Annotated in this window: 17 protein-coding genes; all 17 read right to left on the bottom strand. The window is 32.9% G+C overall.

The window, feature by feature from the left end; all coding sequences use genetic code 11:
• Positions 1-116 precede the first annotated feature (116 nt).
• The gene (locus GMA13_RS07295; RefSeq protein WP_255910716.1) at positions 117-497 is read right to left on the bottom strand and encodes a hypothetical protein; all 381 of its coding nucleotides are present in this window, start codon (positions 495-497) and stop codon (positions 117-119) included.
• Between the two features lie 155 nt (positions 498-652).
• Entirely contained in the window at positions 653-2905 is a 2253-nt protein-coding gene (locus tag GMA13_RS07300) for a zinc ribbon domain-containing protein (RefSeq protein ID WP_255910718.1), read from the bottom strand.
• 77 nt (positions 2906-2982) lie between these two features.
• Positions 2983-3171 (bottom strand): hypothetical protein, encoded by a 189-nt coding sequence (locus GMA13_RS07305; protein ID WP_255910720.1) that lies wholly within the window; start codon positions 3169-3171, stop codon positions 2983-2985.
• 446 nt (positions 3172-3617) lie between these two features.
• Entirely contained in the window at positions 3618-4070 is a 453-nt protein-coding gene (locus tag GMA13_RS07310; protein WP_255910722.1) for a hypothetical protein, read from the bottom strand.
• Positions 4071-4134: 64 nt separating this feature from the next.
• Positions 4135-5496 (bottom strand): hypothetical protein, encoded by a 1362-nt coding sequence (locus tag GMA13_RS07315; RefSeq protein ID WP_255910724.1) that lies wholly within the window; start codon positions 5494-5496, stop codon positions 4135-4137.
• 13 nt (positions 5497-5509) lie between these two features.
• The gene (locus GMA13_RS07320) at positions 5510-9922 is read right to left on the bottom strand and encodes an NB-ARC domain-containing protein (RefSeq protein WP_255910726.1); all 4413 of its coding nucleotides are present in this window, start codon (positions 9920-9922) and stop codon (positions 5510-5512) included.
• Between the two features lie 479 nt (positions 9923-10401).
• Entirely contained in the window at positions 10402-11559 is a 1158-nt protein-coding gene (locus tag GMA13_RS07325) for an MORN repeat-containing protein (protein ID WP_255910728.1), read from the bottom strand.
• A gap of 31 nt (positions 11560-11590) precedes the next feature.
• Positions 11591-12523 (bottom strand): tetratricopeptide repeat protein, encoded by a 933-nt coding sequence (locus tag GMA13_RS07330; protein ID WP_255910730.1) that lies wholly within the window; start codon positions 12521-12523, stop codon positions 11591-11593.
• A gap of 106 nt (positions 12524-12629) precedes the next feature.
• Positions 12630-12860 (bottom strand): hypothetical protein, encoded by a 231-nt coding sequence (locus tag GMA13_RS07335; RefSeq protein ID WP_255910732.1) that lies wholly within the window; start codon positions 12858-12860, stop codon positions 12630-12632.
• A gap of 306 nt (positions 12861-13166) precedes the next feature.
• A complete protein-coding gene (locus tag GMA13_RS07340; RefSeq protein WP_255910734.1) occupies positions 13167-13796 on the bottom strand; it encodes a S1 RNA-binding domain-containing protein in 630 nt (209 codons plus the stop codon).
• A 242-nt stretch (positions 13797-14038) separates the two neighbouring features.
• Positions 14039-15580: a hypothetical protein gene (locus GMA13_RS07345; RefSeq protein ID WP_255910736.1), complete on the bottom strand. Its 1542-nt coding sequence runs from the start codon at positions 15578-15580 to the stop codon at positions 14039-14041.
• 192 nt (positions 15581-15772) lie between these two features.
• Entirely contained in the window at positions 15773-17704 is a 1932-nt protein-coding gene (locus GMA13_RS07350) for an MORN repeat-containing protein (RefSeq protein WP_255910738.1), read from the bottom strand.
• A gap of 103 nt (positions 17705-17807) precedes the next feature.
• Entirely contained in the window at positions 17808-18029 is a 222-nt protein-coding gene (locus GMA13_RS10625) for a hypothetical protein (protein ID WP_370687064.1), read from the bottom strand.
• On the bottom strand, positions 18029-19798 hold the full coding sequence (locus tag GMA13_RS07355; protein ID WP_255910740.1) for a hypothetical protein: 1770 nt from the start codon (positions 19796-19798) through the stop codon (positions 18029-18031). The genes GMA13_RS10625 and GMA13_RS07355 overlap by 1 nt, the downstream gene beginning before the upstream one ends.
• An 849-nt stretch (positions 19799-20647) precedes the next feature.
• The gene (locus tag GMA13_RS07360; protein ID WP_255910742.1) at positions 20648-21601 is read right to left on the bottom strand and encodes a hypothetical protein; all 954 of its coding nucleotides are present in this window, start codon (positions 21599-21601) and stop codon (positions 20648-20650) included.
• A 447-nt stretch (positions 21602-22048) separates the two neighbouring features.
• Positions 22049-23341, bottom strand: coding sequence for a hypothetical protein (locus GMA13_RS07365; protein ID WP_255910745.1), 1293 nt, complete (start codon positions 23339-23341; stop codon positions 22049-22051).
• A 12-nt stretch (positions 23342-23353) separates the two neighbouring features.
• Positions 23354-24052, bottom strand: coding sequence for a hypothetical protein (locus GMA13_RS07370; RefSeq protein ID WP_255910748.1), 699 nt, complete (start codon positions 24050-24052; stop codon positions 23354-23356).
• Positions 24053-24131: the final 79 nt, after the last annotated feature.

The raw sequence follows: 24131 nt of genomic DNA on the forward strand, positions 1-24131 counted from the left end.
TCTACATCTTAAGTCCTTCATACAACATTTCTCCTTTCATTTTCTATATTATAATTTATCTATGCTTTGATATTGTGATTATCATTTTTCAGTACTCTTTTGGTTTCTTATTTCATTCAGGCTAAAGCGATTGAAAATGCTTTATCTAAAATTTCGAAAGGATCCCAATGATTAGCAACATCGAATTTCTTGATATAGTCCTTCTTATTCCTCTTCTTAATAAAATAATCGGCAATCAAGAAAACCGATTCATTATCATTCATAAAATATGAATAAAGGATTCTGATCTGCATATTTGATTTCTGGATTTTAAATGTAAAAAATTTTCCGTGTTTATCGTATTTCACCTTATCGTCATTAAAAATCCGTTCAAATGAAATTCCTTGTTTTTCGTACATTTTGATCCGTTTATACAACATTTTAATTGAACTGCATATCGCGTCTTTTACCTCTCTAGATTCCTTGTAATAATCTTTTTTATAAATATACAATTTCATATAAAAAAACTCCCCTTACAATTAAGATTGTATCTTAATTGTAAGGGGAGTTTAGAGCAATGCTGTGGTTTTTATTTATTCTGTATATAAAAAACCTTCTTCTTGGACTATGAAGCCTTTTTCCTTCATTTTGCTTCTCATATAAGCAGTTTATTTTAGAAGTTATTTATAGCATCAATGATTTCGCTTCTTGAATAATATTGATCCATAGTCTTTGAGTTACTGAAGTCAAACGCATTATTCAATTTTGCTTTATAGTAATCTTCATCTACAGATTCATTGTCAATAAACCATCCCGGATTGTCAAATCCATTTTCTTCAGGTAGAATTGTTCCTTGAAACAGCGTAGACAGTGAATTATTCTCCATCTTATAAACACTATCAGTGAATATACCATGATTTATATACTGACAATAAAACCAGCCTTGCTTTTCATAATACCTAACTTCGCCATATCCTATGCCCTGTATTTCTAATTTCCCATCTTTTACCCATGCCATTCTTGTACCACCAACCGCTGAACCGGTAAAAATCAATTCCGGAATATCATCGTTATCTATTTTAATCAAGCTAAATGATGTCGGATCTATATCATTTGCAATCATATCAGTATAAAGCTGTTTCCAATCATCATTGTTATTATTTTCTTCCTCTGCTGATATATCCTCCTGCTGTGAGTTATTGCTCGTGGTGGGATATACAATGATTGCATGTAACTTAGGATTATGTTCTTTCAGCCAATCTTTTTTTATGTTTCCTCCATCATATGAACTAAGTAATGTATTATCCGCTTTAAATAAATATATCGTTTGACTTCCTAATGTATCAGTATAATAACTATAATCGTTACCACCGGCTATACCGCCACAGTCAAATTCTCCTAATGAAGTAGTTAACTCATTATATGTCATATTAGCTTTGATTTTATCGGTAAGCTTTGCGTTGTCAAGTAGCGCTAAAAATGAATAATTTTTATAACTACCGCTCTTTATTTTTTCCTTGATATTTAAACCGTTTTCATAGTCCATTACAGCATCATCAATGTAAAAAGCAAATCCGGGTAGTGTTTTGTCATTATACATTATAATCGTAGGACTTGTATAATAAACTAATTTATCTCCACCATATTCCACCTCGAAATCCCCGCCCATAATATCAACAATTTCAGGCAAAGATTTATCTATTAAATCCTCTGCTTTATATTCTGTATTAATTTTTTCATCGGATAATCTGGTGCTATCATCGCCCCAAATTCTAACATTGGCAATACATCCTGTTTCTTCGTATACATCTGCATTTGTATCCTTTGCTTTCTCTAATGCGGTTTGAATATCTTGATATTTTTTATCCGAAACAGTAACCAATTCATCAAAAACAGATGATATCATTTTCAAATTATACTCTGTGGGAATCTCCTCTGTGTTTCCGATAACTGCTTTTGCTCCTTTTGTTACGAATGTATTTACTAATATATCATCCTTACCAGAGTCACACGCTCCTAAATAAATTATACTGGAATCCAGATTCTCTAAGTACTTTTCAAAAAACTTATATGATACCATTACATATCCGGAATCACTACAAAGAATGCGTCCGGTTAAGTAATCGTTGGTGTATCCTAAATTTTGAATATAGTATATGGGATCGAGTAAAAACTTCTCCTCATCCAACTTTAAGCCTGTCAGTAATACAGAATGAGTTTTTGTGTTATAACCACCATGACCATGCCATATAACTATTTCATTTGGCCCTATGCTTTTTAGCAAGTCTAAGGTAATAGTTTCATTATCATAGTTATTTTCAAAACTATACTCGTTAAGTACGGATTGAACCTTACTTGCTGCTCCATCAACACATTTACTGCCTAATTCCTGCAAGTCTGAAGGATACATGGTTAAGCACGGCTGATATGTAGAAATAGTTGATGAATCTATTCCTTCGACAAGGGGAATATAAATATACTCTACTCCGCTATTAAATTGAATCCATACAGACTTTCCTTCGGTAATTTCATAGTCTTTTATTTTTTTGTTTTCATATAGTTCTTTTGCGTATGCTCCAACAGCCAAAACAGAACCATTTATATTGTGTTTTTCTATATAGCCCTCAGAGTTTTTATAACCCGATGTAAGCTCTGACACATAGTTTTTAACATCGAAATAGTCCTCAAAGCCTTGTTGGACTATTTCGCTTTCAGTTTTCTCTTTGTTGAATACACCACTACATACTAAACCAACAGTGCCTAATACGGCAACCAACGCTATTGTTACAAATAATGGTATTAAGTGCTTCTTCTTTTTCTTTGGAGCTTTCGTGTTAGAATCGGTTTTTTCTGTAATTCGGCTACCACACAAAACACAGAATTTTGAACCATCATCTATTTCTTTTCCGCACTTAGGACACTTCATTTTGTTTTCCTCCTTAAAATATTAGCTCTGCACATAAACTAATGCGCAGAGCTAAGCTTACATATTGCTTGATCTTATTATCCTTTATACGAAAGGCATCCCTGTCTTTCTCTAGGATAGTAGTAATGTCCGTAATGGCTGCAATACTGTCTGCCATTGGAATCCCTGTCATAAGGATTCCAGTAAATACATCCATCTGAACAATTGTGTCCGCACATTTTTCCGCAGGGGAGTTTGATTTCCTGCTTAGCCTGATTGTTATTCATTTTGTTCACCTCCACTCTCAAGGAACTAAATCAATTGTATCACACATTATTTTAATGCTGTGATTTTGACTTATCGCCTTGTAGGAGATTATGCGAGATTTAGGAATCACAATCGGGAAATATAATTCTGTAATAGTTAGTGGTAAACACGAAAATATTGTTTTAATGTACTCTATGTCGTCTTTTGACAGTGTTTCTTGTCCTTTAATATGGGAATGAAACAGACCACAAAACAAGATATTATTCTTTTGCCATTCGGAAAGTATATAATTCAACCTTTCGACATTAGGAACATATATTGCCGACTCTAATATCTTATTACAGTTGTCAAAAGCTACCGTATCAACGATAGTTGAAGATGATCCAATTATACCTCCTGTTTCCGGTGGAACAAGGGGACAGAAACTCAAAATTTGTTTGTAAACCGACTCTTTAATTATCATATCTTAACCCTTGCAAATATAGGTCTTATAGTATTTTTCAAGAAAATCAAATATCTCTGATTTAGCTCTCATGATGATACCATTCATTTTTTCTATGCTTACCGGAATCAGCTTATCCCTTTGCGAAGTCAATCTATATTTAAGAGCGTTGTCCTCAAAATAGAAATTTTCAGCTAACTGATCTTCATCGGTAAAATCTTCAAGATTTACATTTTTGAGTTCACCTGACAAAACAACATTTTCGTTATCGGAATAAAAATCCACTATAACGGATTCGGTTATTGTATTATGAATACTGCTTTTATAATCAAATCCGATTTCTATTTGTCCTTTTACTCTGGAAAACCCAATAATATAGTAATACTCACTTTTAACCATAGTTAAAAGAAGAATCGTATTATTAAAGGATTCTCTTTTTGATGATGAAATATCTACTTTATAGAATTCTTCTTTCATATTATTTCCTCCATTCCGACCATATTATATATTAAGACTAGATACGAAATGGAGAATCAATTTTTTATCCAAACTCAGCTTCATTCATAAATGAATACTCTATAATGTTTTCAAACATCTCAAATGGAATTGATGATAACAATGATAACATTATAAGGTTTTCAAATCTATTTGCCGGGTATAATCTTGACATACCGCAGCGTACAAGCATTGCATTGCATTCATCAATAAAATCAAGGTAATCTGAATTAGTGTAGCTACCCTTTTCCTCTGATTCACGAGAAAAAACATAGAATTTCATAAACACTAAGTCTTTGCGTGTGACGGGTTTACGTTCTTTTCGCAAATCCTCTAATCTATCGCTGACCAGCATATTCATTGTAATTTCTTTTGGTAACGCAGTTGTCTGTATCTTTTTGCTTTTCTGTCCTGCCTCACCATTGCTTATAGGGATAAAATCATTACTATAAATCGTTTTGTTGTTTTTCTGACGTTTGTATGTTACTCTTGGCACAAATTCATACATTGCTCTCGCCAGTTGTTCAGAGTTTGTTACTTGAACTAACTCATAAGTGCCGCCGTTGATATTTGGAAGCTTAGATTTCTTTATAGCTTTGTCATACAGAATCATAAATTCGTTGTAGGCAGTCTGAGAGTATCCAGCAAAATTTGGAATGTTGATAACAAGAAAATCCAACAAATCATCTTCTGTTTTAATTGATTTTTCAAAGGAAGTCACTGCAAACTCAGTATAATTATTTATTGGTTGTTCCATATTAGGTTTAGAGGCTTTAACTGCATCATTAAATCTTTGCTTTATTCTCAGATAATCACCATAAGTATTGATGCTTTCATTTGACTGACAGTAAAGTGCAATTATTTCTTCAGGATCACGGTAGTTATAGGTTTGTTCAGCAAGCACATCTGTTAAAAATTTTTTCATTTCTTCTGATTTCATATGCAGCGCAAAGCTAAGAAGAAACATCTTGGAGCGCATACAAGATGTTGTAGAACGCAGCAATCTTCTTATTTCCGGTTTCGGGATTTCTATCAAGAGATCGCCTGATTCTGATGTATTGTATTTTTCATTGATTGCTTGGAATATCTCAATGTATTCATTTACATCATCATTCTGCAAATCATAGTTTTCAGATTGATAATCTTTCAGAAAGTATTTTTTTCCGTTAAAAAGCTCAACGGAATAGCCACCGTCACAAGACTTTCCGAACTTATTGCAAATATAACGTCTGAGTGCGGTCCCCAAAGGCATAGAATATCTAATATCTTTTAGATATTCTATTAGCTCAGGTTCTCTGTCCTCCAACGCTGATATATCATCCTCTATTTCGTAGATCCTGTCTAACCCCCAATCAGTTATTTTAATTTCTAACATTTGTGTGTAATTGTCATTATACATTTCACTCATAGAATTAAACCTCCTAATTGTTATCGTTCATGTTATCTACCATTCGTTTGATTAAATCATCCATTTGCTGATCTTCTGCCTGTTTTATATTAGTGCATACCAGTTCATATAATGGATTCTCTTGTTCTTCAAGCTCCTCAAGTAAAGCTTTCGCTTTCTTAAAATAGTCAATAGCAGTTCTAAAATCCTCTTTTAAATCCAAGAACGCAACACCAACAAAATTCAACTGGCTTGCTTGAATGACTGATTTTTCAAGTTTAGCCTTTTTAATTAGTTTTCGTGTCATTTCTAAGAACTCAAAGGAATCGAGATAACCACCGTACTTGAACACACCTGATACCTTTTGCAAATAGTCTATACGCTCAATGCTGCTTTTGCCGTATTTCTTTGCAAAGTTTTTATCTTCTTTAAGTGCGAAATCATAAGCGTTTTGCCCCTTGTTGCTGGCTAACAGTCCTAATACAATACCAGTGCAAATATAAACTTCAGTAGAATAATCACTTTCATTTACTTTATCAATCTTATTGTATAAATCAAGAAGTAATGATAAGTTTTCTTCATATCTGTTCTGACTTGAATAAACAAGCGAAAGATTATATTTAGCGGTAATATACTCAGTTGATTCGATAAAATCATTTGATTCATAAAATTTGATGGCTAACATTATGTATTTTTCAGCAGTTTCCGAATCATCTAAGTTGTGTTCAATCCAACCGTAGTTTTGACAAATCAGAGCTTCCATATAGTTGGAAGGATTAATTATATCAGGCTGTATCTCCAAAAGGATTTTATAATACTTTTCCGCTTCGGAATATTCATCCTTTTTGTAATGGACGAGGGCTATATTATTGTAAATCAATAGATTAACTTTAGGGGATAAGTTATATTGAGTTACTATCTCATTACACTTTTCAAAGTCCTTTTCTGCTTCTTCGTAATCGTTTAGATAAGTATTATATACTCCTCTATCCTGATAGCAAGAAAGCAGATTGAAACTAAGTTCATTTTCAAATAAACTTATAGCTTTATCTATGTAAAATAATGCTTCTTTATTATTCTTTTTTCTTGACTTAATACGAGCAAGAAATCTGAAATAAATAACTAAATATGATTTTGCATATTCTAAAGTTGTTAAGCCATCAATTAGTTCTTTAACTCTATCTAAATAATATTCGGCTTTCTCTATTTCGCCTTTACGCTCATGATATACTAAAAGAACTTCTAAAGCTACAATCTTACTTAGGCGGTCAACATTCTTTGTGCTGATAACCTTGTTAGATAGAGCAATCATCTCATCATAGAAGCCCAATTCAAGATACACTAAACCTACACTACGAATAATGTCGGAAAGATAATCAGCGCCAGAATACTTTGTTAAATCAAGTTCTTTTGCAAATTCCCCGGCAGCATAATAATCGCCTAATGCAACATTAGCTGAGATTAAATCCATTTTTGCTTTTGTATAAGCATAAGACTGTTCTTGATTCTGTTCCTCGCAGATTTGTATCGCACGTTCTGCAAGTTCTATTCCATACGGAAAGTTCGCATTATCCAGCATTTGAAAGGAAAGGATAGAAAGGAATTCTGCCATCTCTAAGGAATCACTACCGTAAGTACTTTCGATGAAAGCCATGTTTTCAGCTATCTGTCGATTAGCTTCTGTTTCTTCATGATTTAATAAAGAGTAAACCCACCTGTACTGAGCTATGTCTTTGTAATACGGTGATTCTTCGCCAAGTTCTTCTCTTAACTCAGAAAGTAACTTTTCATATTCCTGTCGAGCTTGAGAAAATTCACCGGAATCTAACTTTTGCGATAATACATCCTCAAATGATGGCTCTTCTTCGTCTTGAGGTGAGGTTTCGTACTGTTCCAGCAAAGATGAATAGTATTCTACATCATCCTGATGTCCTAATTCATCCGATAATTTTATTATATCTTTAATAACTCCATCTGCAAATTCAAGATTATGTTCAATAATATGGTTAAGGAGCTTTTTATATTGCTCTACAGCTCTTTCTAATTCATTATTATTTTCATAACATTCCGCTATTCCTAATATTGCATCACTAATGTCGTTATATAAATCCTCATCAGGTTCTTCGCTACTACAAAGACTTTCTGCAACATTTATAGCTTCGCCATAATAATAAATTGCCTTAGAGTTAGAACCAAATCTTGCTTCATAATCTCCCAATTTGTTGTAAACGACCGGAAGAGATTCATAACCACCGATTGCTTCTAAATCCATTAAGGCTTTTTGCAGATACCTTTCTGCCTCTTTTTGTCTGTATAATGAGAGATAAATTGAACCTAAAAGATATGCGATAATTGCCTGCGATTCCTCGCTTTCAGTCTTATATCTTCTATCAAGCTGTTTAGCAGTAGCTAATGCTTTTTGTAATACAGATATATGACTTGTTTCATCTTTATAGCATTGGTTTTGTAAGTGTTCTGAAAGCAGATAATAACTTTCTTCCTTTTTAAGATTTTGTTCCGAGATAACATCAGACACAATTGAGTGCAAGGAAATCAAGCTACCGTTGTTCTCAATCCAACCTTGACTAATTAAAGCAGCAATTATTTCTTGATTTATAGATTTTTCGCCACAGGCTTCTATAAATTCACTTTCTTGAATGCCATAAACAGATATTAGTGTCATATTCAATAATGTCTGTTTCTCCACATTTTCAAGTGCGCTAATACTGAATACAGTATGCAGATGATTGTTTATTTTGTTATAAACATCAATATCCTCATCAGAATAATCGTATTCATAAAACACTCTTGTATCTATTGTGTTAAGTTCTTGTTCATTCAACTTTTGAATAATCGTGTTAATACTGATAGCTGTTCTTTTAATTAGCTTTGCAATCAAAACAAGCAGTAAGGTATTCTGTTGTATATTTGCTACCAGATCTCTTATTTCTTCATCTGTTAAAGGTGTTTTTGTTATTGCTGTATGCAAATAGAACAATCTTCTGCTATCCTCTAGTGATAAAGGAGGTAGAGGTAGAACTTTGTCCTCATAGTAATCAGCCGCCGGCATACATCGAGTTGTAAAGATTACTTTAAAACTATTACCATTAGTAGGCAGAAACTCTCGTAAATACTTATCGTAAGTTACATTGAAGTTGTCAATTATTATCAATGTATTTGAATCGCATTGATGGAGTAATTTATTTTTCGTTTTGAAAAGTTCATCTATATTATCGTAATCTTCGTCATTTATTCCGCTGATTGGCATGGCAGCAACTAACGCTTTTAACGAATCTACATATTTACAAAACTGTATCGTATGATAGTTACTTTTAAATACTTCAACATACATTTTTGTAATTTCTGATTTTCCCAATCCTCCCATGCCTTTTATGAAAACAAAACCATCATCTGTTAATCTTTGATGTATGTCAAATAATTCTTCCCTTCGTTCAATACATACCTTTGTCGGTTGCCAAACAGGAAGATTGAGCAGATAAGGCTTCTTATTATCAAGACTTGACAGAATAAGGTTAAGTTGTTCCAAAAGTGCTTTTGTACTTTTGTATCTTCGTCTTACAGAAATCTGCAAGGTGTTGAGCAGCAATTTTTCTATTTCGTATTTTGCTTTTGGTGAAACACCATTCATTAAAGGTGCTTCATCATAATTGAATTCTGAATCATGTTCCATCTGTTCGTGAGTGGGAGCCTTTCCGAACAGTCTGAAATAAAACATTGCTCCAATTTCAAAAATATCAGTAGCAATGCCAATTTTGTTTAGTTCTCGTCCCACTAACTCTGGGACATAATATATTCTTGGGTTAGGAATATAGGATACTTTCCCTTTTTTTAAATCATCTAAACTTAATAAGCTGTCATAGTCAAACAACTTAATCAATTCTGTCACTTTATCAAGGACAAAAATATTCTCCGGCTTAATATCACAATGGACAAAACCTGCATTGTGATACATTTCTACCGCCTTTGTGACAGAAATCATCAGCTTTACAAGTGAGTAAATGCTATCATCTTTAATCTCATCGTAGCCTTTTCCGTAATCATAAGAAGAAAGAGTATATAAGGTATTATTTCCTTCATACAAGCCGAGCTGTACCGGATGATAGTTTGAAGCTGCTTCATTTTCTGAAATATAGTTATTGATAAACCTATATGTTTCCCGGTAATCATTTAAACCATATTCAAAGCGTTGCTTATGTTCATCGGGGATAATAATAGAGTGATCTGCGTTTCTGCTAACGTCGCCCAAATATGCAGGACAATATTCTTTTAGAATTCCTCTGTGACGAATGTTATCTGCTTCATAAAATGAAACAACATAAGCAACACAGCTGCCTCCGGCACCCCTTTTATACTCAATAGTAAACTCTTTGACTTCATTACTCGAATGAAGTTTAAGTTTAGATTTTGGCTTTATTTCTCTTGACATAATTCCCACCTATAAAGATTCAATTAAACAGCAATAGCCTTTACCATATTTTACTACGGAAAAGTCTTAGCGGTTTTCTGCTATTATTCATCACCAAGTAATCTTGTAGATGTCATACGGAATTTATACTCATTTTAGTTTTAATAAAGAACTTCCTTAAATATTGCTTTTATACTATTCACAACAATCCTCAGCTAGTCTTGCAAATACAAATTCAACGAATAATCCTAATTTTTTGAGGTTCATTATCATTTGTTAAAATTAAGTCATAGTTCTGACCAGCAACCGTTATTTTATATTTCCCGAACGAATTTGATAAGGTATACGAATAGTTTCCTTCATATGTAAATTCATCGTCTGCTCCAGCTTCTCCTACAGTGGTCAAATAATAATAATCGGCGGTTTCATCTTCCTTAAACACAAGTTTATAGTAATAATAGTGTATCCAGAATCCCGATTCCATCTGACTATTCTTTTAATCAAAATAGTTTTCTCTTTCCTCTTTTCCACTTACCAGACTTTACATCACCATTAGAATACTGCCAAACACCTTCGCCGTTCCAAGGATTTCCTTCTAAAAACTCTCCACTCCATAATGTTCCGTCATTCCATAAAATTTTTCCCTCACCATTTTCTATACCATCTATAAAGTCTCCTTCATATTCATCTCCATTAGGCCATGTATATTTTCCCTTACCTGTACATTTTCCATCTATAAAGTCTCCTTCATATACATCTCCACTAGGCCATGTAAATTTTCCCTTACCTGTACGTTTATCATCTATAAAGTCTCCTTCGTATATCTTTCCATTAGGCCATGTATATTTTCCCTTACCTGTACGTTTTCCATCTATATAGTCTCCTTCATATACAGATCCACTAGGCCATGTATATTTTCCCTTACCTGTACGTTTATCATCTATAAAGTCTCCTTCGTATACATTTTCATTAGGCCATGTAAATTTTCCCTTACCTGTACGTTTATCATCTATAAAGTCTCCTTCATATACATCTCCATTAGGCCATGTACATTTTCCCTTACCTGTACATTTATCATCTATAAAATCTCCTTCATATACCTCTCCACTAGGCCATGTAAATTTTCCTTTACCTGTACGTTTTCCATCTATAAAGTCTCCTTCATATACATCTCCATTTCCATAAACAGCTTTCCCGTAACCATTAGGGCGATTGTTATCCATAGGACCTGTATATTCAACCGTTCTACCATCAATTACAAGTTTGACCGAAACGTTATCACTAACAACACTTAATGTATCTATATCTTTATCAAAAGAGGTATTTTTAGAGGAACCAACTTGCGGAATAAAACCAAATGATAACAAAATTATGTTTATCCATTCATGTGATATCCCGTAGTTCTTACTCATTGTATACTCAAACTTAGATATTTCCGCAGTATTTACTGTATCTCGAGATGAGTACAACGAAAATAGTTTGTCACAAATTTCTTCATTTGAAGTCAAAATTTGCCTTATAACTCTTCTCTCAAATTGGGCTAGAGGTATCAAATCATCTAGCACGGAACATAGGATTTTAGGCTCCTTTATAATTTCAGCTCCACGTTCGTCTATTATCTCACTTATTACCTTTGCTATTTTACTTTGTGTTTCCATAATACAATCCCTTCTAAGTTATAAGTTTTTATCACTTATATTTTTCTTTTACTTCACAATATTTCGCCTCTGCTAACCCAAAACCTGCATCAGCAGACTTCCTGTACCACATTAATGCATTAATACAGTCTTCTTTCACACCTAATCCATTCTCATAGCAAAAAGCCAAATAAAAAGATGCATACTTCTTTGCTGTTTCAGAATTTGCTCTTTGGGCAGATTTAAGAAACAGGTCAAAGGCACACTTAAAATTCTGCTGTACTCCTAAACCATCATAATAACATCTGCCCAGATTAAACTGCGCTGTATCATCACCATTCTCGACAGCTAACTTATACCATTTAACAGCCTCATAATAATCTTGCACAACGCCATTTCCATTATAATAAATATCACCAAGTCTATTCTGAGCCCAAGAATTGTTTTGAGCCGCCGATTTTTTGTACCAATTTAGTGCTTTTAAATAGTCTTGTTCACAACCAATTCCAAACTCGTATTTATATCCCATTTCATATTGTTTCCATTCATCTAAAAGTCCGCTTTCTTCATCCTTATTTTTATCCCCTTGATTCTCATAATTATTTTTTAATTCGATTGCTCCAAAAAATGCAGATGTAGATATTTCAATCCATTCATCAGATATTCCGCAATTATTTTTCATTAAGTACTTGAACTGGGATAATTCAATCTCTTTATTGATATTTTCCATAGAATACAAAGAATGCAATTTATCACATAATTCTAAATTTGAAGTCAAAATCCGTCTTATAACAGTTCTTTCTGTTCTCGCTTGTGGTATTAAGTCATCAAGTATTGAGCAAAACACTTTGGGTTCTTTAACTATTTCTATTCCTCGTTCAAGTATTATTTGTTTTATTATTTCACTGATTGTTGCATCATAGTTTATACTATTTCCAAAACTATTTGTGACTTCTTTTACTGTTTGATCCATTATTTTATCCATTTTATTTTCTCCCTCAAATACTTTGTTTTATTGCCTAATTCTTGTTTAATCATCCTCTACAGTTGAAACAATTAATGTATCAAAGCGAGCTTCTAATCTATTTGCACTAACTTTCGACTGAGCTTATAGTTTCTCTAAATGGATATACTAAGTATAATTTTTCACACAACTCATTATTCGCTGTTAGAGCACGCCTAATAACTTTTCTCTCAGCAAAGGCCTCAGGTGCTAAATCATCAAGCATAGAACACAATATTTTAGGTTCTTTTATGATTTCAATTCCTCGTTTCTCTACGATTTCATCTATTATCTTTGATATTTGAATTTGATTATTCATAGAAAAAGCCTCTTCGTGTTTTATTTTTAATATGATTTGTGAAACATTTAAACGTATAGATTGCAAGCTCTTTGTTTCAGTTAAAGCTAAAATCTTAACTTTTATTATCTTACCAACCTCAAATTCATTAGAAATATCTTTTTATAAAAATCGCAAAGTTTAGAAACATGTATAAATACATCAATATCTGAAATATGTTAACAAAAGCACCAAATTTTACAATGTCTATCAATGTTTAGTTTAAGACAGTCATAACAAATACACCTGTATAAACATCGACTACAAATTGGTATTCGCAAACTAATCTTAAATTAATTCTTTAAGGCTTACACGCTTTTTCTCAAAGTCTATACTATCAATCTTAGCTTTAATAATATCGCCAATACTATATTCATCTGAAATTTCGTTTTTATCCTTTTTTGAAAGCTTAGAAATATGTATTAAACCATCGACGCCATGAATAATCTCAACAACTACACCAAATCTTGTAAGTCCTATAACCGTAGCATCTACAATAGTACCTATCTGATATTTTTGTTTAAATGCAAGCCATGGGTCGTTATTAGTAATTTCATTTTCGAATAATTGTATGCCATTGGTATTATCAAGACACCATCCAAAAGCATCGGCAAATACAGATATAAAAAAATTAATCCACTCATCTGAAACACCATATTCACTTTTTATATTATATACGAATTTTGATATATTCATTGATAGGTCTGATTCTGAACAATAATATAATGAAATCAATTCATTACATAACCCAGAATTACCTAATATGATCCGTCTAATAATTTTTCTTTCTCGTTGAAGTTTAGGGACGATATCATCTAGTAAAGAACAAAATACATTTGGATTCTTCAGAATATCAATTCCCCTTATTTCAATTATTTTTATTATCGCATTTGATAACTCTTGTTTTTGATAATCCATAAATCAACCCTTCTATCAAACATCACATATTAATTTTTAGGTCCTATTTTTGCCAACACAACTCTTTTTCGTTCCATCTTTCTCTTTACCGTTTGCTTAACACCAAATAACCTTTTCTAGTACAAAGTTTATTATTCTTCAACCCACTACCATCTTATATAACTTTATTTTTTAATTCCTATAAATAAACGCTTAACAAGCTCATTATTATTTTTTATACACATCATTACCAAACCTATAATTTATGTAAGCATAGAATTATAACAAGAAATAATCAAAAGTTTATCCTCAATACCTTGTATTTCTTTCTTTATCTCTTTTCTTCTTTTGCCTGCAAACACACCCCTCAAAGAAGATAACTCTTCTTCAAGTTGTTTCTTTTTTAATTTTAGTTTTTCTTCTTCACTTTTTTCTATAGGTTTATTTCTTGATTTCTCTTCTACAGTTGTATTAGTTCTTTCAGTATAATGAATCTTACTTTCATTAGTAAAACCACTTTTTATAGTTTGATTTTTACATAATGAAACATAATCATCTATATTAGAAAACAACCTCCAACCGTTCACATTACATTGACCATAATGATTATCACCAATTGCCACTAGAGTACCGTCTTTTTTCAATCCCACAGTAAATGTTCCTGATGACGAAACAGCAACAATATCTTTCCAATCATCAACACTGAATTGTCCATAATTAAATTTTTGCTCTCCTTCATATTCCGTGGATATAACGGTTCCATTACTTCTCAATCCAACAGTATGGTAGGGATTTGCAGATAATTGAATTACGTCACTAAAACTTGATACTTCACACTGTCCACGATAACCTGCACCAATATAATTGGTCGTAATGACAGTACCATCAGAACGAATACCTGAAGCGTGTAATTTGCCTGATGAAATCTCTTTTATACTATTCCAGTCATTCGTCGAACATTGATTATAACTGTTTAAACCTGTACTTAAAACAGTTCCTTGTGAGGTTAATCCCATTGTTAAAGCACCATTAGCAGATATTTTTTTTATGTCTTTCCATAATTCGACATTACATTGACCATATTTATTTAAACCAGCTGCTACAACTGTTCCATCGGATTTCAAACCAAACGTACAATTAAGCCCAGTTGAAATTGCAATAATATTTTTCCAGTTACTCACATTGCATTGTCCTACATCTTTTATATTTGGCTCTAGTATTTGTGTTGCTACAACTGTTCCGTCAGACTTCAACCCTACTGAATGGAAAGCATCTGCAGAAACTGCTACGATATCTGTCCAGCTTGATACATTGCACTGTCCGGCCCTATTATCTCCCGTAGCAAGCACTTTTCCATTTTCACATACAGCTAATGTATGGAATGCTCCTGCTGCAATTTTCTGATGCAACCATCTATTGTATTCAACAAAACTTTTAGTCGACACAGAATCTTCTGTTGCCACACTTGGCTCGTTATCTTCAACTTTAAGAGGTAAATCACTGGTAAAGGAAAAAGCATCCAATATAACATTAATCCATTCGTTAGTAATGCCTAAATTCTTATTCATAATAAATACAAATTTATTCAATTCGGTCATATTTTTTGAATCATAAATCTCATATAACCTCTCGCAGACATCTCTATTGGAAGTTAAAACACTTCTAATTACCTTTTTTTCGAAAAGCGCCTGCGGCGCTAAATCATCAAGCATAGAACACAAAATTTTAGGTTCTTTTATGATTTCAACACCACGTTTGCTTATTATATCGCTGATCACTTGTGAAATATCGTTTTTTGTTGTCATATTTGTTCTCCCCTTTGAACTATATTCTATATTTCAGAAAAGATTCTTCGGCAATCATTAAAATAATTTCTTCCTACCGTTTTTCCACTTGCCTGTTTTTATCGTTCCGTCCTCGTAATGCCATGTTCTGTTACCGTTATTATCTGTCAAAAATGATTGTACTACTTCACACACCATATGTATTATTTAAAATCATTTTTTAGTGCCTTCTTTCCATCTTCCTTTTTCAACTCTATCTAAAACACTTCCATAATCTGAGTGCCACACTCCCTTACCATCATAAGGGTTAAGATTGGTACAAGAACCTTCAAACTTTTCCCCATTAGGCCAAGTTATCTTTCCGATAAAAAAGAAGTCGCTTTTAATTAAATCTCTAATTCTATCTTTAAATTCAAAAGCGCTAATGTAGACACTCCATTTTGAATTTGATCTTGATGAAATCTCCCCTTCATAAATTGTTCCATCTGGAGTTTCCCATGTCCCTTCGAATGATGTTCCGAATGTTTTTTTTATCATTTCGCCTTTTAGAGTATTATTGTCATATCCTGTAAAACTGCCTTTTCTTACACAATTGTTATTTTCAAAAAAGCCTTCGAAACAATCACCATTACTCCAAACAAATTTTCCCTTTCCATTAAATTTATCGTTTTTGAATTTTCCTTTGTAGTAATTACCATTTTGGTATTTCTTTACACCATTTCCATCAAGATTTCCATCGACAAAGTCTCCTTCATATACTGTACCATCTTTCCACACATACTTACCTTTACCAAAAAAGCTATCATCCTTGAACTCACCTTCGTAATAACTTCCATCTGCAAATCTTTTTATTCCTCTTCCGTTATACTTGTCATTCTTAAACTCGCCCGTATATACTGTTCCGTTCTTTTGTGAAAATACACCTAAACCGCAAAAGAACCCATCGACAAAGTCTCCTTCATATGTGTTGCCATTTGTAAAAACAAATTTTCCCTTCCCATTAAATTTATCGTTTTTAAACTCTCCTTCGTAGTAATTGCCGCTTGGGTATCTCTTCACACCAGTTCCATCAAAATTTCCATCGACAAAGTCTCCTTCATATATTGTACCACTTGTCCACACATACTTGCCTTTGCCCCAAAAATTATCATCCCTAAACTCTCCTTCGTAGTAACTTCCATCAGCAAATCTTTTTATTCCTCTTCCGTTATACTTATCATCCTTAAACTCACCCGTATATACAGTTCCGTTTTTTTGTGATAATACACCTAAACCACAAAACAACCCATCAACAAATTCTCCTTCATATGTGTTGCCATTTGCAAAAACAAATTTTCCCTTCCCATTAAATTTATCGTTTTTAAACTCTCCTTCGTAGTAATTGCCGCTTGGGTATTTCTTCACACCAATTCCATCAAAATTTCCATCGGAAAAGTCTCCTTCATATATTGTACCACTTGTCCACACATACTTGCCTTTGCCCCAAAAATTATCATCCCTAAACTCTCCTTCGTAGTAACTTCCATCAGCAAATCTTTTTATTCCTCTTCCGTTATACTTATCATCCTTAAACTCACCCGTATATACAGTTCCGTTTTTTTGTGATAATACACCTAAACCACAAAACAACCCATCAACAAATTCTCCTTCATATATTGTGCCACTTGTCCACACATACTTGCCTTTGCCATTAGGCTTATTGTTTTTAACTTCTCCCTCATAATAATCTCCATCTTTATACTTGATTGTTTCAATTGCCTCTGAGTTAAAACTTATCTGTTTCTTTTGCCGTAAATGATTATCTTGTGAAGAGTTTGATTCTGTGTAATCTTTTCTATATTGAAACAACATTTTAAACAATAATTCAATCCATGTATCAGAAACTCCATAAATCTCATTTAATTCATAACTCAATTTATTTAATTGTGTATTGTAATCAGTTTCGTTTGATATTATCGCACCATAAAGCAACTCACTAATCTTTGGATCAATCATTAATATTCGTCTTAAAACTTTACGTTCTTTTTTGCAACTATAAGCCAAATCGTCAATAATTGAACAAAAAACTTTGGGATTCCTGATTATTTCAATCCCTCTTTCATTAAATACATCTCTTATCACAATAGAAATTTCCACTTCGCCCATGTTTCCTCCAAAGCACTCTCAAATATATATCGCAAATCTATCCGAACAACTTTTTTCTTCCATTCATCCATTTACCGGACTTTACTGTACCGTCATTGAAATATCAAGTACCTTCCCCTGTATATGGTTCATTGATTTTTAGGATTCCTTTCCATTGGGTGTTGTCGTACCAATAGAATACTCCTTCGTGCATATCACCATCAAGGAATTCGCCTTCATAACGATTACCGTTATCGTGAATCAGTTTACCATAGCCCGATTTCTTTCCGTTGACAAATACACCTTTTAATGTAGCTAGCTCTTTTTCGAGTTGTTTTTTGATTATTAATAATCTTTCTCTTTACCACAATTTGAACATTTTTTTGTAAAGAGTCCCTTAAAAGCACCTCCGCAATGCTGACAAAGATTTTGTGATCTATACTGAGCTTTCTGCTTGATTATGCAATATTCTTCTGTCGCTGCTTGCTTTGTCTTAGATTTGTAATTTTCAAACTCACTTTCCCATGTATCAAAAGAATTGAATAGTTTTTTATTTAAAGCATTGTTTATACCATAAAAACTACTTCCAACGGAATCAATAGTTCCATCTTTTTTTACACAAAAAGTTGTAAATATTTGCTGCTGTCCCATAGGAGCGAGAGCAACAACGTCTTTCCAATTGTAAATATTTGCTTCACCAAAAAAATTATGCTTTGTTGCAACAACTGTTCCATCGGCCTTGACTCCAAATGACGTCCAACCATTAGAAGAAATAGCTACAATATCCGTCCATTTTGATACATTACATTGACCAAATCGATTTTCGGATCCAGTAGTACAAACCACTGTTCCATCTCGTTTAAGTCCTAAAATACTATCCATAGTTGTTGCAATTGCCACGATATCTTTCCAAGACTGAGTATTATAGTCGCCATCTCTATTATTACCAGTTGTCACAACTGTGCCATCGGATTTTAACCCAACGGTTCTTTGGTAGTCTGTTGCAATTGAAATAATATCTGTCCACTCAGATACATTACACTCTCCATATCTATTTAGGCCCTGTGCTATAACGGTACCGTCAGATTTAAGTCCAACAATATGTGACTTACTAGACACTGCAACTATGTCAGTCCAAATTGAAAGATCAAAAGTATAATTGACTCTTGGATGGGCATCAAAATCGGTAAAAGTGGCTCCTTCAGTTATAACTACACGACCATCTGCTTTAATACCAACGGTGAACCCGCTACCTGCAGAAACAGCGACAATATTTTTCCAACTCGAAACGTTGCACTCTCTGCCATCTTTGCCACCGACTGCCCATACTGTTCCATCTGAACACACTCCAGCAATATGGTAATTAGATGCCGAAATAATTGCACCTTGTATTAAAGCAGCACTTCGAACAACCTCACATCGTTCTTTGAAATATTTGTCCGCTTCTTTTGCAATACTCAAAAGGTCTTGCTTAAACTCATCATCAGCATACGAAAGAGCTCTATAAAATAATTTATCTGTTGAAACCCCAACACAAGAACAAAGGGCTTTGATTGTTTTAGCTCTTTTTTCAGCCATCAATTTATACAAATATACTATTGCACAATATGGATCAATATCTAAGATTTTTTCACAATATGTGCGGGCATCAGAATAGTCACCATCCTCAAGAAACATTTGAGTTCTTTTTAATAGAGAAGTGACTGCTGAATCAGTGTGTGTAGGATTTTTGAAAAGATCGCTATTCTCAAACTTTATAATGGATTCATCACAATCAACTTTATGTGTGTCTTTCACAGCAACTTCAAACACATATTCACGCTCAAAATATTCAAAGAGTAAAACAGCAGATTCCTTGGCCCATTCTCTTGACATTCCTACGATATCGATAATTCTACTAATAACCAATTCAATTGGTGCGTTGTAATTAAAATGCGCCATTTTGACAATCTCAGTTTGATAAAGAACATTGATGAAAATCTTTGTCTCTTTTTGACATTGCGGCACCAAATCTAACAACAAAGCCTTGATCTTATCAGGCGAGTAGATCGTTTCTATCCCATATGTAGTTTTTATGTAGTCAAATGCCTTTGCAAGTTGATTTATGTTATCCATTGATTCTGCCTCCAGTATGGACTAAAAAAAGCCCACAATTTTGTTTGTCATTTTAATACATTCTAGACTGTGTTGTCGCTAACGATTTTTTATGTATCTAAAAGATATCTATAGATGCTTTTCTATCATTAGCATAAATGTAATTCAAAGCAATTAATGTTTCAAATACACCTTTTTCAACTGCAATTTTAAAATATTTTAACGCATTATTAAGTGATTTCTTGACATATTCGGCACCCCAAAATTACTTTGCTACAAAGTGGATGTATACTAAAAAAGTAGACAAGAATGATATAATAGAAGGTAAGAAAAAACAAAATATAGAGAAAAAATAAATGGCATGCAAAAAAACAACCGAAACTATTTTTCCCTCTATTCTACTAACATTAATTGTGTCATCAGCACATAAACCAACAACACAAAAAATATCGATAATATTTCCCTAATTTTTTACTGAATAAGCCTTCCCTTGCCTGTAATGATTCCATCCAACAGTACCATTCTCAAAAAAGATAAGTAATATTCCATAGTTAGTGCGTATAAGATATCTTAGCTTAGTTAAATTCGCATCAGTATAATGATCAATTATTAGTAGAGGATAAATCTGTTCACAAATCTTAGGATGAGGTATTAACGTGCATCTAAAACCGTTCGTTCATGAGCTTGCGGAATCAAGTCATCTAACATAGAACAAAATGTTTTTGGTTCCTTTATTATATCCAAACCTCTTTCGATAATAATTTGTTTTATCCCCTCAAAAATCTTTTACTCATCATTAAGAGCTCACTAATGTGATTTGATATAATTAATCCAACAACTTAAATTTAACAGATTAATAAAATTCATTACTTATAATCCATATTTCAATTTTTCTTCGAATGTCATGCTTCGCTTCAATTCCTCTATTTTATCTTCTGCTTGCTTATAACCTTGTTTTGCAGACTTATTATAATATATAAATGCCGAAGTAAAGTCTTTCTGTACATGTAAGCCATTTTCAAAAAAGAATGCGGTAAAATATTCGCCTTCACTATCTTTCTGATCAGCTGATTTTTTATACCATTTCCATGCCTTTTTATAATTTTGTTTGCAGTAGTAGACTTTTGCCACATAATTAAAGGCAGGAACATAACCCATATTTGCTACATGCAAAAATTGTACTAGTGCATTATCCAAATCTTTATTGTTAAAAAAACGTATACCATTAACCATTGATTCTTCCGCCCACCATTCGTGAACATTAGAAACATCAATGTAATCACCACTTGTTAGCTTTTTCTTTTTTAATGAATCCTCTTTCTTTTTTGTTACTGTATTGAATTCCTGCACATCTCTCACTTGTGCGTGTGATATAATTGTTGTTTCTATTTTTGAGAATGAAAACGATATCGCTTCACAAATTTTATTTACCCAGTCCTCTGATAAACCTTCGTTGTCAAGTAATTGATGTCCAAATCTGTCAATTTTTTCTTTTAACTGCATTTTATCTAATTGATCTATATTTTTCAAAATTCTTGCAGATTCAGAAGAAAGAGCTTTGTAAAGAATATGTGCATCTTTTTTGTATTGCGGTGTTGTATCCATTATGTAGCTATTCAATTTAGAGGGCGTACTTAACACATCTGGTCCATAATAATTAATGGCGTTACACAATGCCTTTGGAAAAGTGTCTACGGTTACATTATTTAATTCAATTTTTGTTCTTATTAGTTTTGAGCAGAAGGGACAAGTATTAACATTGTTAATACTCTCATCCTCTACAAACCACTTTCCGCCACAATAATTACAAACTAATTCTTTCATTGCTTCCTCCCAAAATACACCTTTTTATCAAACAATTTACCACTCATCTTCATCTATATCGCCCCAACTGTCGTATTCGTCCTGATAATTACAAAATGAAAGCTTTTCTTGTATTTGCTCTTCTGAAATATGATCTCCTGGACAACCGATAAACAAATCAGAAAACAAATTCGTCATAGAATCAGTAATATTATTAATATTTTTTATCTTATATACTGATTCAGAATAACCGATAAATTGTTTTAGCGAGCATAAGTCAACAGTTTCATTTATTCCAAATGCATGTTTTACTGAACAATTAACCCCTCTGTTTTTTGTTTGATAGTTTCTAAGCCATCATGCCAATTAGTTTCTAAGCCATCATGCCAATTATCAGAAAAAAGCCATCACTAAATAATAAGATGATTGGTCTGGTATAACTATCAAAGCTACCTCTATGCATATTTACTACCTCAATCTTATACTTGTCCCAAATAAGGATATTTCAAATGGTTCATTAATTGGGAATACTTTTTTGGGAGCTAACATATAACTTTCTTCATTTGACGAAATAATAACAATATCGTCATCAAGCATATTTCTGTAACCGATAAAATCAAGGTCGTCTTTTTTTCTTACAATCTGTCCAACAGGCTTTAGCGCTTCTCTATCTTGACACCATTCCAACTGACAACGATATAGTCTTGTTCCTTGAGTTGCCGGGATAGTATAATATGGTAATTCAATATAATGGTTAACTTCATAGTTATTGCCGCATTTATCGCATGAAGTAGTACCTGAGTTTTTCAGAAATATCTCATTTCCACAAGAGCATTTAACAATATCGCTCCTAAATCGTGTCAATGCCTCTAGCCAATACATTTCCTTTATTCTCTTACTGGGTGTCATTAGTACTTCTTTGCTAAATGCATTGATAAATATTCTCTTTAAATATTCAGGTAAACAATTCCAAATCTCGATAGTTTGTTTCTGTAATCTATTGCTTGGACGATTAGAACTATCTTGTGTGTCAAAAATAAAAACCGGATTGGTTCCGTAGAGTTCTTTTTGAATACTATTAGTTATAACTGTAGTGTCGATCCATTTCCTTCCTTCCAATGGATGATTTGCTAATATAATTAAAAATACGAGTACAGATATTGAATATCTGCCGGCTTGCGTATTATATGTTTTCCCCATAACAATTTCAGGTGCCAAGAATCGGGGATTCCCCATAATTTCTGTATTAACTCCGTCAACTGTAACATTATCCACCCCAGTAATTTTTACGTCTCCATTGATGGGATTCACAAAGATACAATCATCTGAAATATTATGATACACAAGCCCCATATTGTGCAAACAATGAAATGCAGATACGATATTAATACAGATATCAGTTGCTATCTGAAATGATTTTATAAGTTTTTTACTTAAAAACACAATATCTCTTAATACATAATATCCTTCTGGTCTTAAATCCATCAAATAGCCAAATGAATCTTCAATTTTCTCTGTTACTGCTTCGGGCCACATAAAAGCTTTTGCCGGGGATTCTATTTTTGAAATGTTTATCAAATTTTCATAAAATCCATCAGTTTGCTTGAAAAAAGAATCCTTATACCATTTCAGCGCCTTAATCTGATCTTCATATTCAACACGGTAGACACAACTCTGTCCGCCCTCAGCTATTATATCAAGTATTTTTATATCCAATCCTTCAATGGTTTTTATTATCTCATTACAACTAAACCTTTTCACTTTAAGCACCTCTCAATTGTCTTTACCAAGAAACATTTTGTTTACAAGATTAATTTTATCCTTATTAATCAACGTTCCATCCTGCCAGCTTTTCAAATCTAAAGCGACATCTAATGCTTTTTTTATTGCGGGATAAATCAAATCATCTTTTATGCAAATGATTGAATCTAATCCAAGATTATTCGAAAGATTATTCGAGACTTCATTAACATTACCATCATCTGAATAAGCAATTCCAATCTTTCGGCTGCTATTAAAAAAGTGATTGTTTTTCAGTCTGCTTAATCCATAAGTAAAGCTATCATAATCAAAATCAGAGCATGTCATTGATGTGATCCAAATTATTATCGGATAAAAAAAGCCACTATCCATACCAAACAACAAATTATTCTTGTTAAGGTTTTTTTCTAACTCAATCATCGCTGTTCCCATATAGCTTGCTCCACCACATTGAACATCAATCCATTCAAAGTCCTCTGATGATATCATTTGCTGCTCAGGTATCCATTGAGTTTTAACATTATACAAAAGAACGGATACATTGGCACTATAATCTGAATCATTAAACAATTCATTTATATATCGTATTGCCTTATCCATAGCCTCATTAAGATAACCACATTTACTTCCCACCATACTGCCGGAAGTATTAATAACAAAAACAATTGGCTGGACTATTTTTGCTAAAAACGTTTCGTTCATATTTGGCATTTTAAAACTCCCCATTAACTGTTATTCCTTAAAATAAGATAGAAAAGATACAAACTCCTAAACCTTTTCTTCAGTTATT

The sequence above is a fragment of the Ruminococcus sp. zg-924 genome (assembly GCF_024433635.1).
Lineage (GTDB): Bacteria > Bacillota > Clostridia > Oscillospirales > Acutalibacteraceae > UBA7067.

What these genes read in the sequence shown, in the direction of transcription:
- GMA13_RS07350 (WP_255910738.1), bottom strand. Translation starts at nt 17,704, where the DNA reads ATGGGCGAAGTGGAAATTTCTATTGTGATAAGAGATGTATTTAATGAA.
- GMA13_RS07315 (WP_255910724.1), bottom strand. Translation starts at nt 5,496, where the DNA reads ATGAGTGAAATGTATAATGACAATTACACACAAATGTTAGAAATTAAA.
- GMA13_RS07305 (WP_255910720.1), bottom strand. Translation starts at nt 3,171, where the DNA reads ATGAATAACAATCAGGCTAAGCAGGAAATCAAACTCCCCTGCGGAAAA.
- GMA13_RS07310 (WP_255910722.1), bottom strand. Translation starts at nt 4,070, where the DNA reads ATGAAAGAAGAATTCTATAAAGTAGATATTTCATCATCAAAAAGAGAA.
- GMA13_RS07370 (WP_255910748.1), bottom strand. Translation starts at nt 24,052, where the DNA reads ATGCCAAATATGAACGAAACGTTTTTAGCAAAAATAGTCCAGCCAATT.
- GMA13_RS07360 (WP_255910742.1), bottom strand. Translation starts at nt 21,601, where the DNA reads ATGAAAGAATTAGTTTGTAATTATTGTGGCGGAAAGTGGTTTGTAGAG.
- GMA13_RS07330 (WP_255910730.1), bottom strand. Translation starts at nt 12,523, where the DNA reads ATGGATAAAATAATGGATCAAACAGTAAAAGAAGTCACAAATAGTTTT.
- GMA13_RS07335 (WP_255910732.1), bottom strand. Translation starts at nt 12,860, where the DNA reads ATGAATAATCAAATTCAAATATCAAAGATAATAGATGAAATCGTAGAG.
- GMA13_RS07320 (WP_255910726.1), bottom strand. Translation starts at nt 9,922, where the DNA reads ATGTCAAGAGAAATAAAGCCAAAATCTAAACTTAAACTTCATTCGAGT.
- GMA13_RS07345 (WP_255910736.1), bottom strand. Translation starts at nt 15,580, where the DNA reads ATGACAACAAAAAACGATATTTCACAAGTGATCAGCGATATAATAAGC.
- GMA13_RS07340 (WP_255910734.1), bottom strand. Translation starts at nt 13,796, where the DNA reads ATGGATTATCAAAAACAAGAGTTATCAAATGCGATAATAAAAATAATT.
- GMA13_RS07300 (WP_255910718.1), bottom strand. Translation starts at nt 2,905, where the DNA reads ATGAAGTGTCCTAAGTGCGGAAAAGAAATAGATGATGGTTCAAAATTC.
- GMA13_RS07295 (WP_255910716.1), bottom strand. Translation starts at nt 497, where the DNA reads ATGAAATTGTATATTTATAAAAAAGATTATTACAAGGAATCTAGAGAG.
- GMA13_RS07325 (WP_255910728.1), bottom strand. Translation starts at nt 11,559, where the DNA reads ATGGAAACACAAAGTAAAATAGCAAAGGTAATAAGTGAGATAATAGAC.
- GMA13_RS07355 (WP_255910740.1), bottom strand. Translation starts at nt 19,798, where the DNA reads ATGGATAACATAAATCAACTTGCAAAGGCATTTGACTACATAAAAACT.